This is a genomic window from Rickettsiella endosymbiont of Xylota segnis (genome assembly GCF_964019545.1).
Taxonomy (GTDB): Bacteria; Pseudomonadota; Gammaproteobacteria; order Diplorickettsiales; family Diplorickettsiaceae; genus Aquirickettsiella.
The window spans coordinates 492,666-507,498 of the sequence record NZ_OZ026451.1; the positions used below are offsets into that span (position 1 = coordinate 492,666).

8 protein-coding genes are annotated in these 14,833 nt (G+C 36.6%); 2 read left to right on the forward strand and 6 right to left on the reverse strand.

All coding sequences use genetic code 11. The annotated features are described in order from the left end of the window. Window positions 1-19 precede the first annotated feature (19 nt). The 4 genes from ligA to AACL18_RS02310 all read right to left on the reverse strand — a co-directional run bounded on the left by ligA (window position 20) and on the right by AACL18_RS02310 (window position 6,663). The gene (gene ligA / locus AACL18_RS02295) at window positions 20-2,053 is read right to left on the reverse strand and encodes an NAD-dependent DNA ligase LigA (protein ID WP_339051131.1); all 2,034 of its coding nucleotides are present in this window, start codon (window positions 2,051-2,053) and stop codon (window positions 20-22) included. Beyond that, window positions 2,046-2,696 carry a cell division protein ZipA C-terminal FtsZ-binding domain-containing protein gene (locus AACL18_RS02300; RefSeq protein WP_339051132.1) on the reverse strand — a complete coding sequence of 217 codons (651 nt, stop codon included), beginning with the start codon at window positions 2,694-2,696 and terminating at the stop codon, window positions 2,046-2,048. Before AACL18_RS02300 ends, ligA begins: the two co-directional genes overlap by 8 nt. Continuing rightward, window positions 2,696-6,235, reverse strand: a complete 3,540-nt coding sequence (gene smc, locus AACL18_RS02305; RefSeq protein WP_339051133.1) for a chromosome segregation protein SMC — start codon at window positions 6,233-6,235, stop codon at window positions 2,696-2,698. Before smc ends, AACL18_RS02300 begins: the two co-directional genes overlap by 1 nt. A 188-nt stretch (window positions 6,236-6,423) precedes the next feature. After that, a complete protein-coding gene (locus tag AACL18_RS02310) occupies window positions 6,424-6,663 on the reverse strand; it encodes a glycine zipper 2TM domain-containing protein (protein ID WP_339051135.1) in 240 nt (79 codons plus the stop codon). Window positions 6,664-6,830: 167 nt separating this feature from the next. Here AACL18_RS02310 and dut point away from each other — a divergent pair, with 167 nt between their 5' ends. Next, complete coding sequence (gene dut / locus AACL18_RS02315; protein WP_339051136.1) at window positions 6,831-7,286, forward strand: dUTP diphosphatase; 456 nt, start codon at window positions 6,831-6,833, stop codon at window positions 7,284-7,286. 455 nt (window positions 7,287-7,741) lie between these two features. Beyond that, the gene (locus AACL18_RS02320) at window positions 7,742-8,803 is read left to right on the forward strand and encodes a hypothetical protein (protein WP_339051137.1); all 1,062 of its coding nucleotides are present in this window, start codon (window positions 7,742-7,744) and stop codon (window positions 8,801-8,803) included. A 79-nt stretch (window positions 8,804-8,882) separates the two neighbouring features. Here the strand turns inward: AACL18_RS02320 and AACL18_RS02325 are convergent, their stop codons facing one another. After that, window positions 8,883-10,826: a hypothetical protein gene (locus AACL18_RS02325; RefSeq protein ID WP_339051139.1), complete on the reverse strand. Its 1,944-nt coding sequence runs from the start codon at window positions 10,824-10,826 to the stop codon at window positions 8,883-8,885. Window positions 10,827-10,917: 91 nt separating this feature from the next. Beyond that, a complete protein-coding gene (locus tag AACL18_RS02330) occupies window positions 10,918-14,547 on the reverse strand; it encodes a hypothetical protein (protein ID WP_339051141.1) in 3,630 nt (1,209 codons plus the stop codon). Between the last annotated feature and the right edge of the window lie 286 nt (window positions 14,548-14,833).

Sequence of the window (14,833 nt, forward strand, 5' to 3'; positions counted from 1 at the left end):
TATTACCAAAATGGTAATTTTACGATAAATTTGCTTTCTTTAATAGCTCTAGAAATTTATTTTCAGTCAGGATTGTGAGACCTAATTTTTTGGCATGGTTAAGTTTAGAGCCAGGGTCTTTGCCGACGATTACGTAATCGGTTTTTTTAGACACGCTAGAACTGACTTTTGCCCCGAGTTCTTGGATTAAAGTGGTGGCTTGTTCACGACTTAATTCGGATAAACTGCCGGTTAAAACGAAGTTTTTTCCAGTTAAGAGGGATGGATGATGTTGTGGATTGTTAACGTCAGGTTTTGGCCAGGAAATCCCAGCGGCTAATAGATTTTTGATAACTTCAAGGTTGTGAGGTTCGCTAAAGAATTTTTTAACATGGGCCGCAACTATAGGGCCAATGTCGGGAATAGCTTGCAGCGATTCTTCATCAGCTTGCATGATGGATTTCAGCTCTTGAAAATGTTGGGTAAGATTTAAAGCAGTTGTTATCCCCACATCGCGTATTCCTAATCCATATAAGAATCGGCTTAAGCTAGTTTTTTTGCTAGCGCGTATAGCGTCGCATAATTTTTGAGCAGATTTCTTACCAAGATGCTCCAGATCGACTAATTGTTCAGGGGTTAAATGATATAAATCAGACACATCTTTAATCAAATTGTTATCGACTAATTGTTCAACTAGTTTATTACCTAAACCTTCAATGTTCATGGCCTTGCGGGAGGCAAAATGTTTAATGGCTTCTTTTCGTTGTGCTGGGCAATAAAGCGCACCACTGCATCGCGCAGCAGATTCTGTTTCTATTTTAACGATATCTGAGCCACAGATAGGGCAATGTTTAGGTAGTTTTAACGCATGGGTGTTAACGGGTCTTTTTTCTTTAACGACACTGACGACTTCCGGAATCACATCTCCTGCTCTACGGATGATAACTGTATCACCTACACGTATGTCTTTACGTTTAACTTCGTCCATGTTATGTAAAGTGGCGTTGCTAATGGTAGCCCCGCCAACAAATACAGGTTGTAATCGTGCCACCGGAGTTAATGCCCCTGTACGACCTACTTGAAACTCGATTGCCAGTACTTGCGTAAATTCTTCTTGAGCAGGAAATTTATGAGCCAATGCCCAGCGTGGGGCACGCGATACAAAGCCAAGCTGTTGTTGTAAGGCGATATCGTTTACTTTGTAGACAATTCCATCAATTTCATAGGGAAGTGTAGCACGTTGTTTTTCCATTTTATTATAATACGCTAAGCATGCGAGCACATTTTTGGCTGTTTGAGTTTGTGGGCAACGGGGTAAACCCCAATGTTTAAATTGGTTTAGAATTGCGGTGTGTGTAGAAGCTAATTTGCCATCTTTAATTTGTCCGACACTATGTGTAAAAAAGGCTAATGAACGTTGAGCGGTAATTTTTGGATTTAATTGACGCAAACTTCCTGCTGCTGCATTACGTGGGTTAACAAAAGTTTTTTCACCGGCGTCTTTTAGACGCTTGTTAAGTTGTTGAAAAGCTTTTTTGGGAATGTACACTTCTCCGCGAACTTCTAAGTAGGTGGGGTAATCTGAACCGCGCAGGTGTAAGGGAATACTTAAAATTGTTCGGATATTTAAAGTAATATCTTCCCCAGTATTGCCATCGCCTCGAGTGGCGGCACGAGTTAATTGTCCTTTATAGTAGGTTAAGCTTACAGCAATACCATCTAATTTAGGCTCACAAGCATATTCTATTTCTTTCTTGGTATGTAAGCGTTCTTGTATACGCTTATTAAAGGCGAATACTTCTTTTTCAGAAAAAGCATTTTCTAAAGAAAGCATGGGGATAGGATGTTGGACTTGTTGGAAGGATGCTAACGGAGTGCTGCCAACACGTTGAGTAGGCGAGTCATTGCTAATAAGCTCGGGGTGTTGTTTTTCGAGATCTTCTAATTCACGAAAAAGCTTGTCGTAAGTTGCGTCACTAATTAATGGTTCATCGAGAATATGATAACGATAGTTGTGTTCGTTAATTTTTTTTTTAAGTTGAGCTATTTTTTTTATAATGCTATCGTTAGGCATAAGCATGAAGTTGAGAGTGATAACGTGTCAGATCGTCAATTGGTAGCAATTGCCTATCGCATAAGGTACCGCCTAAGTCTTGTGCGAGAATTTGTGCTGTATCCCACATTACATCAAATGCAGTCAGTGCGGATTTGACCTTATGAATTGACATAAATAGACATAATCCAGGGCAAACTATTTCACCGGTATTATCTAAATCAAACGTTCCGGGTTCGATAGCCGAAGCTAGACTAAACAAAAGTTCTGTTTTGTTAAGCGGATCAGCATAAAAATGAAAAATATTCATTTTGCCATAATGAAATCCCGCGCTCGTTAATGTTTGAATGAGTTCATATCCTCGATAAGGTCTTTGTGTGGGGGCCATTAATTGTAAAATAATATAGTTATCAATGTCATGTTGAGTCGAAGTGTTTGTGTGATTTGTGTTTTTTCCATTTAGGCTTGATTTAGTTAAAGTAGGTTCGAGTCGCGATGTGGGTGGTTCGGTTTTAGATGGAGGCTGCGTTATTAAATGATCAGTATTTAAATTTATTTTTTCTTTTTTACTACGAAAATTTCCATGCCAAATAATAAGTATTAGGCCAAACACTCCCAGGAAAATAATGCTGGGTAAAATAATGAGTAAGTAGTCAATGTCCATTACGTGGGTACCTCGGCCATAGCGATGGCTTTTTCTAGATCGACAGCGACCATCCGTGATACACCAGGTTCATGCATAGTTACACCTGCTAAGTGATGTGCCATTTCAATCGCTACTTTATTATGGCTAATAAAGATAAATTGTACTTCATTCGACATCTCTTTCACCAACTTACAAAATCTTAGAACATTCGTGTCGTCTAAGGGGGCGTCAACTTCATCTAACATGCAAAAAGGAGCAGGATTTAGCTGAAAAAAAGAAAAGACTAAAGCTGTTGCGGTCAACGCTTTTTCTCCTCCTGAAAGAAGATGTATGCTGCTATTTCGCTTTCCTGGTGGTTGCGCCATGATGCAGATACCACTATTCAGCAAATCCGATTCTTGCAGTTGTAATGACGCAATACCGCCCGAAAATAGTCTTGGAAATAATGTAGTAAAATTCTGATTGACCTTGTCAAAGGTCTCTTTAAAACGATTACGCGTTTCTTTATCCATTTTTTGAATGGCTGTTTGCAACATTTCTAAGGCGGCTGTTAAGTCTTTAAATTGGTCTTCTAAGTATTTTTCACGCTCTGAAACAAGTTGTTGCTCTTCTAAAGCAGCTAGATTAACCGCACCTATCTGTTCAATACGCTGGGTTAATTTAGTGAGTTGTGTTTCACATTCTGTAATATCAATTTGCTCAGAGGGAATTTCTGATAATAGTTTTTCCAGTTCATAACCTTCTTCTTGTAATTGTTCTTCTAAGGTTTTAGCGCGTACACGTAACTCTTGTGAAAATAAACGTTGTTGCTCTAAGGTATCACGATCTAAGTTAAGATTGCTTTCCAATGTTTGCAATTGGTCTTCAGTGCATTTAATTCTATTGTCGATGGTTTCTAATTGCGTTTGGCTTTCCTTAAGTTGTAAGCCAAGTTTATTTTTCTTATCGATATGATGATTGAGTTGTTGCTCAAGTGAGCTTATCGGATTTTCAACAACGTTGAGGATTTTATGTAATTGGCTAAGACGTTGTTCTAATTGCAATTGTTGTTGTTTTACATTGGATAAACTGGCAAGTTCGGCTTTTAGTTGATGACCTGCCGCTTGTAGGCTTAACTCATGTTGATGAAGTTCTGCTTCATAAGCTTTAGCGACACGCACTGATTCATTGAGTTGACTGTGTAGTGACTCTTTATCTTCCAAGTGTGCGAGCCGTTGTTTTTCCATTTGCTGCAGCTGAGTATCTGCTATTTTTTGCTCTTCGCTGGTTTGCTGCACTTTTTCTTGTGTCGTTTCATTAAGTTGTTTGGTTTCTTGCAATTCTTGTTGTATCACTTGAATACGTTGTTTAGCTTGATTTATCCGCGCATGTTGTACAGTTTGGCGTGCGCTTAAATCTGCTTGTTGGGCAATTAATTCTGCATAGTGTTTTTGTTGTAGAGTTTGAGCTTCTTCCAGTTCTTTTAATTGCTTTTGAATGTGCAGAGAGTGTGCTTGTTGCTTATCAAGCTGTTCTTGAGTGTCTTGTTGTATTTTTTGTAATTGAACTATTTCGCGTTCACGTTGTAATAAGCCTGCTTTATCATCACCTGCTGCGGTTAAACGAATCCAATGGTTACCTAAACAAACCCCTTCGCGCGTGATGATGGACTCATAGCTTTTTAATTGTTTGGTATGTTCCAGGGCTTCAGACATCGTCTCGGCTACATAGACACCCGCTAATAAGTGTTCGAGTGGCCATGGAGCTGTAAATTTGCTGCTGATAGGCGCTAAGGCTAATTGATTCTGAAAGGTCGATGCAAAATGTTCACATGGCATCGATTTTGTCATTAAGCTAACGGTATTCGGCGGTGGGTTAGTTAAAAAATCATCTAAAGAATCTCGGTCGGTAAAACATACCGCTTGAATATGCTGATTTAAAGCAAGTTCTACAGCACGTTCCCAGCCTGATTCAACTTGCAATAGCTGAGCCAATCGAGGCTGCTCGGTTAAATTATGCTTTTTAAACCATTGCAGTAAGGTATGTTCGCGTTTGCCTAAAGCTTCTTGTTGCAAGGCCATGAGTGAAGCATATTCGCCTTGAGTGATCTGTAAGCGGCTTTTTAATTGATCGAGTTCTTTAGTGGCTTGTTGTAAATGGGAACGCTGCTCAAGAATTTGTTGAGCAATTTGTTCGCGTTGTGTTTTACATTGAGTTTGTTTTTCTACAACTTGCGCTAAAACTTCGTTCAAATTTTCAGGTTGTTCATTCTGTGAGATTAAAATTTTAGATTGTGCATCGTGATCCTGCTGCAAACGTTCAATACGCAGGTTTAAAGTTTGTGATTGTTGTTGATGGTAATGGTTTTGTGTTGCAGCAATATGTTGTTGTTGTTTTAGTTCAGAAAAAGAGGTTTGAATTTTTTCCCATTTTGTTTGCCATTCTGCATAATTTTTTTCAGCTACTTTTAGCAAAGATTGGCTTTGCTCAGCAGCTACTTGGAGTTCATTTTGTTTTTGCTGAAGTTCGCTAAGTGTTTGCTTGATTTGAATCTGATTAGTTTCGCTGGATTGGCATTGCTGTTCAAGAACCAATTTCTTTTTGCTTAAATCGGCTAGTTCCTGTTGATTTTGCTGAAGTTGTGTTGTCTGCGTACGTAAGTTTTCTTCCAAACGTGTTATATTATTGCCTAATTCGTAATATTCTGTTTGAAAACTATTACAATTTAGCCTTGTTTGAGTTTGTTGAGCACGATCAGCTACTATTTGTGCTGATAAATGCTGTTGTTCAAGTTGAGATGTGTGTAGTTGTTCTTCAACACATTGTATTTCAGTTAATTGAGTCTGTAGTTTTTTCTGAAAAGCTTGGTAACGTAAGGTTTGTAGTTGAGCCTTTAGGAGCCGTTCTTCTTGCTTAAGTGTTTTATAGCGTTCGGCAGTATTGGCTTGTCGTTGTAAATGCTTAAGCTGCTTGCTAAGTTCTTCTCTTAAGTCATTTAAACGATTTAAATTTTCCTGCGTATGTTCTAAGCGTAACTCAGTTTCACGACGCCTCTCTTTATATTTTGAGATACCGGCGGCTTCTTCGATATAGGCACGAAGCTCTTCGGGTTTAGCTTCTACTATACGGGAAATCATACCTTGTTCAATGATGGCATAACTGCGCGGACCTAAGCCAGTGCCTAGGAAAATGTCACGAATATCGCGTCTGCGACAACGCGTCCCATTAAGTGAATAGATTGATTGACCTTCACGTGTGATTTCACGTCGGATCGAAATTTGTGTGTAACTACTGTATTGGCCGCCTAGGCTTGCATCGGAGTTATCAAAATTCAGCTCAATTGCTGCTTTGCCTAGAGGTTTACGGCTATGACAACCATTGAATATCACATCATCAAGTGATTGGCCACGTAGTTGCTTCGCAGAGCTTTCACCCATAACCCAGCGAATGGCATCGATAATATTCGATTTTCCACAGCCGTTCGGTCCTACGATAGCGGTAAGATTACTAGGAAAAGCCACCGTAGTGGGGTCAACAAAGGATTTGAATCCTGCTAATTTAATACTTTCTAGACGCATAAGGTATTAATATCGATTTAATATAGGCAAAAGTATAGCATTTATAGAAAATATAAAAGAACAATTAGCTGAATAATAACTAAAAATGCAAGTTTAACTACTAAAAAAAAGGGGGGGGTTAATAAAAAAGCCTAAACATACGCTGATTTACGGGGAACGTATATTTAGGCTTTGCAAGAAAATAACTTCTAATATCGGTTGCCTGAACTACCTGCAAGGCTGCTTCCGGCTACTGCACCTACTCCTGCACCGGCTATCGTAGCTATGGTTCTACCTGAACCACCACCAATTGTGTTACCTAAAAGACCACCTACTGCAGCACCACCTAAGCCACCGGCAACGCGTCTTTGATCAGGTGACATCGTATCACAAGCAGTAAGGCCTACTAATAAAACGCCTATTAAGACGAATAAATTAAATTTTTTCATATTATACCCCATGGAAAATGAAATAATTTTTGGACTATTATCTATCGTTCTTAACAAAAGTATAGGCAGCGGAAGGGCTAAATACCAATTATTAGCACTAAAAACGTTTAAATATTGAACAGTTAGATTAGGTTATAATGAGAGTCCATTTTTCGTAGGACAGCCTAATGCAAAACATCCAGTTGAAAATTTTGGACCCCCGATTAGGAGAAGAATTTCCTTTGCCTAGCTATGCAACAGATGGGTCAGCGGGGCTTGATTTACGCGTTTGCAACAAGAATGCTATCCAATTATTACCTAATCAGACCGAATTAATATCAACCGGTTTAGCTATTTATATTGCTCAGCCAAATTTAGCGGCTGTGATTTTGCCCCGCTCGGGTCTTGGCCATAAACATGGCATTGTACTTGGGAACCTCATCGGTCTCATTGATTCAGATTATCAAGGTGAGCTGTTAATTTCTTGTTGGAATCGAGGTCATACCGAGTTTGCCATCCATCCTGGGGATAGAATTGCACAATTGGTATTTGTACCGGTCGTTAGAACGCAGTTTGAATTGGTTTCAGAGTTTGTACAAACTGATCGAGGCGCAGGTGGTTTTGGCCACTCTGGTGTGGAATAGTTTTTTAGTCATTTGAAATTTGCAATGAATTAACTATGCATATAAATATTGTAGATATGATTTTGTATATTTTACGTTTATAATTTTACCGAAGCAAATTATTTGTAAAAGTTGGTTTATTCTAAATTATCGAAAGAAAAAAGGAATAAATAAATTAAGTTGTTTTTATAGAAAAAAACAATCATGAAAAAAAGTTAAATAATTTATAGAAAAACACTTTTCCCGCTTAAAAGATCTAAGAAGAGACGCTGCAACGTCATTCATTCGTAGATATTTTAGCACTATCGATATTTCGTTAACTATTTCAAGTCGTGAAACCCCTGTTAAAGTGCGTTTGTTCTTATATTTCAATATCTAGTCTGTCTTAATAAAAGCTTAATTTTCAAACTATAAACTACGTTCCTAGCAAAATTATTATTAATTAAATAATAATTAATCTAATTTAACGAGATAATATGTTTAATAATAATTGTACAAATGAGTTAGTTAATGTGGTTGAAGCTTGTAATGTAAGCGCGTTGGGAAATTTAGTAAATCCTTTTATAAGTGGCCAATGTTCTTCTACAGATCTAAATATTATTTCAAGATTAAATCAAGAAATAGAAACCTATTGTCCAGAGGAATCAAAATTAATCGTCAAATATTATTTGAGTTTGTTAGTTGAAAGTTTTACATCGAATGAATCATCATCCCTTGGAATTCCTGATTTATTCTGCTTTTTTAGACCATTGGAACTCAAAAGTTTACAAGTGTTACTTCCAGGTGAGTTTTTAGCGGGATTCCTAGATGGTTTTGATGAGTATCTTACTCCTTTACTACTTAAGAAATGGCTTAAAAAAAATTGTTCACAAATAATTTTAGGCAACTTTATTCGAGCATTAACTGATTCTTTGATAGGTGCTTTTGTGCGTTTTCCGGCTCATTTAGCTACAAGATATATGGTAATAGGAGAGCTAGAAGAATGGGAAAATATACACCTTTATCTAACTGGCTCATTTTTATTGCATCTTATGATGAATGCATTGTTACTTTCAATTTATGAAGTAATGTCCTGCGGTCAAATACGGGACTGGAAAAATAAATTTGAAACACAGAGATGGAGAATCAATATACCCATTCAATTCACAAAGTTAACACTGAATAGTACATGGCTTAGTTGTCCCTTTAAAGCAGGGATTGGTTATTTAATGAATGTATTAGGTCAAATAACAGGATTGCGTTCTTTATATTTCTGTGCATCTAAGTTTAAATGTTTAAGTGCAGGAGATCATTCTATAGAGTTGCCTTCAGTCGAGAGTCGTTTAAATAGGTTAGAAGGTTTGTTCGAACGAATGAATAGAACGGGGGCAGTTAGTAGTAACACATCAAGTTTTTTTAGTTCATTAAGAAGTAGTTGGCATAGTACTCAGAGAATCAATTTGTTTTCCAATCAACCAACACAAAATCCCATAGATCATATTTATGAAAGTATTCCACCCAGTTCTGACGGAGGATATATGACTCCCATAACCCATTAAAACATGCAATAGAAAATAAACAAACCTAGAAGGCTGCTAGGTGCGCTAAGAAATTACTAGAATGGAAATCTATGTCAATTCACTTATGGGAATTATTATTAATATTATTTAGTTTGTTTGCGCGTTTTGCAAATGCTTCCACTAACTCACTGGGACGAAAAGATTGGGTTGAGGATGTACCTGCCTTAGTAACAGGTTTGGGAAAGAACCTAGAAGGTTGCGATTGTAGTTTGCGGATTGGTTTACTAATTTGTGTGGTTGGTTTATCTGGAAGAGGAATTATATTATCGTAAGTCGAATCTTGGTTAAGCGTTTGCATTTCCGTCGCATCATCAGGAGTTGAGTGAGAAGAAGGACAGCATTTTTCTCGTAGCCATTTTAAAGTGGCAAAAGTTGTGCCACGAGTCGCTAAATTAACAAAAAAGCCGCCGAATGCTATAGCTTGATTGGTATAAGTAGCTTGACTTAAAAGTAAAGAAGGTAGATTAGCTAGTGTAGCTAGGTAAGGTAGTATGAAGTTAAGTACCTTACTGGTTCGTGCAGTGGCGCCATATTTTTTTTCAATAAAGTGTTTAGTCTTGGTAATAGCCATATTGACAGCAATACCCGTGGCCAAAACAGAAAAAAAGTAAACGCTAAGTGCTTCAAGCATTTTCCTGGAATCTTGTGATTCTTCTTCATCCTGCCAAAAAGTATTTTTCAGAATTGGATAAAGCATTAGACTTACTGCAGACTGTATCATAGCTGAGGTTATCTGAGGTAGCCAAAATCTTAACAGGGAATTTCCTGAGAAACGTTTTTCTAGATACTGAGTGATCTCAGCAGTAAAAAAAGAGACAAAGCCTTGTGCAATACCTTCACCGCCTTGATAGATAAGCGTTTCTATAAGAACATCACTCTTTGATGTTATCAAGTTAGCTTCTAACTTTTTTAAACTTTTTAAGGTTTGGAAGCGATCTTCCTCAATTGCGGGGTTAAAAGCGGGTGTATCATAATTGATATTGTTATGTGACTGATACCTATCTAAAAGTTCACGAGTGGTGATATCCGGACACGTTTTTAGTATATAGTCGCGAGTAGTAAGCGAATAACTCGTCATACGGGTATCTAATGGTAGGCCGCGCCGAATCATTTCTTCCAATAACAGTGGAGGACATTTAGCATCGATAACCAGGGTTGCGAAGGGTTTTCCATCCGGTGTCATGAGTTCACTAATAGGAGCGGGTTGCAGATCTAATACGGTTTTGAAATTTCGCCAACTTTGAAATCTTGCCATGTCTTTGAGATAAGGATCTTCAGCGTTGTGTAAAATGTCATGCATTTTTCCCATTGTTTGATCGGAAACTATTTGCAGAGGTTCTTGAGGTATTGTGGGTTCAGTGAATGCTAAGTTATTTGTAATTAAATTTGCAAGAGTAGACGATTTGGATATAGGAGATTTAATGTTTGTTTTAAGCGTTAAAGTATCTAATTTTCCTGTTTTATTCATTTGTTTAAGTTCATCGTAACCACCAATACATTGACCGTTTATAATTATTTTGGGGAACGATGTGAAAATTTGCTTTCCACATTTTCGAGGTTTAGGATCAGCATTAGGCTTTAAAAGGGTGTCAATATAGGTATATTTTAAATTCTTACTTTGTAGTAATTGTTTAGTTTGATAACAATTGAAACAAGACGAGCCTCTGCCATATACAATTATCTCAGGTAAACTATGAACATAGATGTCTAAAGAAGAGAAGTCATCGTTTTGTAAAGAGTTATTGGGGATGTAAATACTATCTTTAAATACTAAGGGATATGGAGTATTTATGGGTTGTCTACTTTTCTGTAAAGCTACTTTTCTTTGATTAGGCACAAATAGACATGGAATTGTTTCTTTTTTACATTTGCCGATTTCTATTGCTCTAGTCTTAGCTTGTATATCGTAGACAAGTGTATACAATATTCCTTTTTCTATAAGTAGATTTTCAATGGTTTCACAGTTAAGGCAATCAGGTAATGAATAAACTTCTACTATCATCGGATTAACTCATAAATAGCTGTTTTATTTTTATTCTATGACAAGTACTATCCCACGCAATGTGGGATAGTAACAAAGAACAATCTAATTTTTAATTTTTGCTTGCTGCAGCCGCGGCTCTAGCAAACATTGCTTTGCCTTTATCTTTTCTCTGAGTTGGTAATAGAGAATTATGTTCAGATGGTGGAGGGAATGGAGTTGCAAAAAAAGTTTTGCTGTTATTATCAATAGCAGTAAAAGATCTTAAGTTATCTAGATGATTAGCAAAAGCTTGCGTTTGTTCTTTACGGATTGGGTTACTAAATAGGGAATTTTTATTATTAATATATGATCCTATTATTTGTGTTGTTGGTTTATCAGGAGTTATATTCTCGTAAGTCAAGCTTTGCTCAGGATGATTAGGAAAGGATTGCGTATTTTTTTGTGCAGCGAAGAAAGGACTGATCTCTGAAGGAGAAGAGATTATTGGATATTTCGTATTCTCATAAATCGAATCTTGGTTAAGCGTTTGCATTTCCGTCGCATCATCAGGAGTTGAGTGAGAAGAAGGACAGCATTTTTCTCGTAGCCATTTTAAAGTGGCAAAAGTTGTGCCACGAGTCGCTAAATTAACAAAAAAACCACTGAATGCTATAGCTTGATGGGTATAAGTAGATTGACTTAAAAGTAAAGAAGGTAAATTAGCCAGTGTAGCTAGATAGGGTAATATAAAATTAAGTGCTTTACTGGTTCCTGCAGTGGCTCCATATTTTTTTTCAATAAAGTGTTTAGTCTTGGTAATAGCCATATTGACAGCAATACCCGTGGCTAAAACAGAAAAAAAGTAAACGCTAAGTGCTTCAAGCATTTTCCTGGAATCTTGTGATTCTTCCTCATCCTGCCAAAAAGTATTGTTCAGAATAGGGTAACGCATTAGGCTTAACGCTGACTGTAGCATAGCTGAGACTATATGCGGCAACCAAAATTTTAATAGAGAATTTTGTGAGAAACGTTTTTCTAGATACTGAGTGATCTCGGCAGTAAGGAAAGAGACAAAGCCTTGCGCAACACCTTCACCACTTTGATAGGCAAGTGTTTCTACAAGAGCATCACTCTTTGATGTTATCAAGTTAGCTTCTTGCTGTTTTAAATTTTTTAGGGTTTGGAGACGATCTTCCTCAATTGCGGGATTAAAAGCGGGTGTATCATAATTGATATTGTTATGTGACTGATATCTATCTAAAAGTTCACGAGTAGTGATATCCGGACAAGTTTTTAATATATAGTCGCGCGTAGTAAGCGGAGAACTTGTCATAAGGGTATCTAATGGTAGGCCGCGCCGAATCATTTCTTCCAATAACAGAGGAGGACATTTAGCATCAATAACCAGAGTTGCGAAAAGTTTTCCATCGGGTGTCATGAGTTCACTGATAGGAGCGGGTTGCAGATCTAATACGGTTTTGAAATCTTGCCAACGTTGAAATTTCGCTATGTCTTGAAGATAGGGGTCATCAGAACTCTGTAAAATATCCTTCATTTTGTTCATTGTTTGCACCGATACGACTTGTAAAGATTCTTGAGGTATTGGGGACTTAATAATCGGTCGTTGTGTGTACACAGGTTTTTGTGTAGTTGCTTGCTGAGTAACAGGTTGATCAGCGCCAGGCTGAATTCTTGATGTTATTTCTATTGGGTTGTTTTGATTATTGATGGGATTTTTTAAAAGTTCTATTGTTTCTTTTAAGGGAGCTCGGTTAAGACTTTCTATTAAAGCCTTTTCTAAACCTTCTTGGCAGGATTGACCACCATGATTATGTTTACTAAACCATTGATTATCTTGCAAATAATGTTTATTACCTGATCTATCCCAACAGATTTGGTTTGCTCCAACTGCATGGGCGTCAATTGTCTTTAAGGTGAAATAATTTTGTTCGGGAATGTCAAGTTGCAATTGATTTTTTTCTATTGCATATCTAATAATGGCAAACTGAGTCTTATTGCTAAAAAATTGTTCGTGTGTCATTGGTATGCCGTCGTTGCTTCCATCACTTAGCTCTAAATGCAAATGAAAATTGGGATTAGAAATAAGCCCGCTAAGTTCAGGATTCTTTTCTAGATAAATTCTTTGCCAGTTTGGGTTTTCTTCTGGTGTACCAAAAGATAAGCTGGGAGGAGGTGCGCTAGCAGCTTCTGGATTGGATTGACTATTTTGTGTTTGTAGTTTTGCAAATGAGTCTAAAAGACCATCTTTATCTAATTGTTTTAACTGAGATAAACTAACACAAGGAGAATCAGGGTCTTCACCAAAGTATACTTTCGGAATAACATCCAATTCCTCATTGCATCTTCCAGGTGTTGGATCATATTGGGTTTGTAAATAGTAGGTATATTTTATATTCTTTTGATCTAGGATTTTTTTAGTTTGAGCACACAAACCACAGCCTCCTGCTGAGCCAATTATTTTTACTTTTTCTCTACCTGTTACCGTTCTGTTTTTTATGCTTAAGTTTGTTATGTTAACCGGAATGGAATTAATGTTGGGGAATTTTTGGGCCTTGACTAACTGAGCTAATATGCCGGGCTGTTCTAAATTCTCAAGCTCTTCACTGGTAAGGCACAAACCGTTAATAAATATTTTAGGCACATAGGGATAATACTTTCCATTACATTGTTCTGTAGTTTGTTGAGTAGTATATTTAAATTTAATGTCATGTCGGTTCAGAATATCTTTAGCTGCTCCACATCCAGCGCATCCATCCATACCATGTACTATTATTTCGAAAGGGGCTGTTAAGGTATGGCCATTGATTGTTATCGTATTTTTTGCATTAGGAATAATATTTTGAGAATTTGCCGAACCATTTCTAGACGTAATTTGTGTGCTAGGTTTTTTTTCTACCCATTTAATGGCATCCTTTAATTGAATATTTGGATTTTGTTGACAAAATTCTTCTATATTATTGAAGAATTTTGTAAATGCCGAATAATGATTCCCATATTGGTTAGCAATCTGATAGGCATTTAATTTAACGAGTTTATTAAATTCATTCTGATTTAAGGTTTGGCTAAAATACCAAGCTACAAAATATCCCCACCTATATAGTTTTATAAAATCGCCGCCATGATTATCATCGAAAATATAATTAAAAGAAGGAACCGTACGTTGATTTCTGGAGAAATTAATTTTTTCTGAGCTACAGGGACCTTCTGCAGTAAAAGAGGCTAAACCTTCACAGAGTGTACCAGTGACTGCTTTTTGGTAATTTTGTTGTCGCCAAGCATGATCCGATTCATGTATTAGTGTTCCTAATAGCTGTTGCCAGTCGGATACATGTCTTACTTGAATAAAGGTTGTATAAGTGTTTCCAGACTGTTGAGAAGAAGTTACTCCTAAAGCTGAAGTACAACCGCGCTCCCCTGTTTGACATAGACTCAGAACGATATTCATCGATCCTTGCACGTTTCGAGGAAAGAATTTTTCTAACTTTTCGAAGGTATTAATGACTGTGTCAGATAATTGTTTTGACTTACTTTGATAAATCTTTTCTAAATGAGATGGAATAAATAAAGTAATTTTTACATGTCCAAATTTTTTGGTAAATTGTTCATTTTTTTTATATCCTTGCTGATTATGATCATAATCAACATAACTACAAGAATGTTCATCACAATTGTGTCCAGTCCCATGTGCAATCCAATCAATATATTTGTTAGTAATTTTATTATTATTATTATTTGGCATAAACACCCTATTATAAAATATTTTTGTTCTTCTACTAAAATGAATAATAATTCATTCATCTTGAAGGCGCAGAATATAAAATATAAATTTTAAGAATACAACAGAATATTAGTAATAAGAAAAATAAATATAAAACTCTTATATGTTTAAAAGCTTTACAAACCGTTCGTAGTTAAGACTATGAGGATAAAATAGAAGTTAATTAAAAAAACCTTAAAAACTTTTTATGAATCGTGTGTATAACGTTATCAATTAGTCTATTGTTAAAACTAATTTATAAATTTAC

Coding starts and splice junctions, on each gene's coding strand:
- ligA (WP_339051131.1), bottom strand. CDS start 2,053: ATGCCTAACGATAGCATTATAAAAAAAATAGCTCAACTTAAAAAAAAA.
- AACL18_RS02300 (WP_339051132.1), bottom strand. CDS start 2,696: ATGGACATTGACTACTTACTCATTATTTTACCCAGCATTATTTTCCTG.
- smc (WP_339051133.1), bottom strand. CDS start 6,235: ATGCGTCTAGAAAGTATTAAATTAGCAGGATTCAAATCCTTTGTTGAC.
- AACL18_RS02310 (WP_339051135.1), bottom strand. CDS start 6,663: ATGAAAAAATTTAATTTATTCGTCTTAATAGGCGTTTTATTAGTAGGC.
- dut (WP_339051136.1), top strand. CDS start 6,831: ATGCAAAACATCCAGTTGAAAATTTTGGACCCCCGATTAGGAGAAGAA.
- AACL18_RS02320 (WP_339051137.1), top strand. CDS start 7,742: ATGTTTAATAATAATTGTACAAATGAGTTAGTTAATGTGGTTGAAGCT.
- AACL18_RS02325 (WP_339051139.1), bottom strand. CDS start 10,826: ATGATAGTAGAAGTTTATTCATTACCTGATTGCCTTAACTGTGAAACC.
- AACL18_RS02330 (WP_339051141.1), bottom strand. CDS start 14,547: ATGCCAAATAATAATAATAATAAAATTACTAACAAATATATTGATTGG.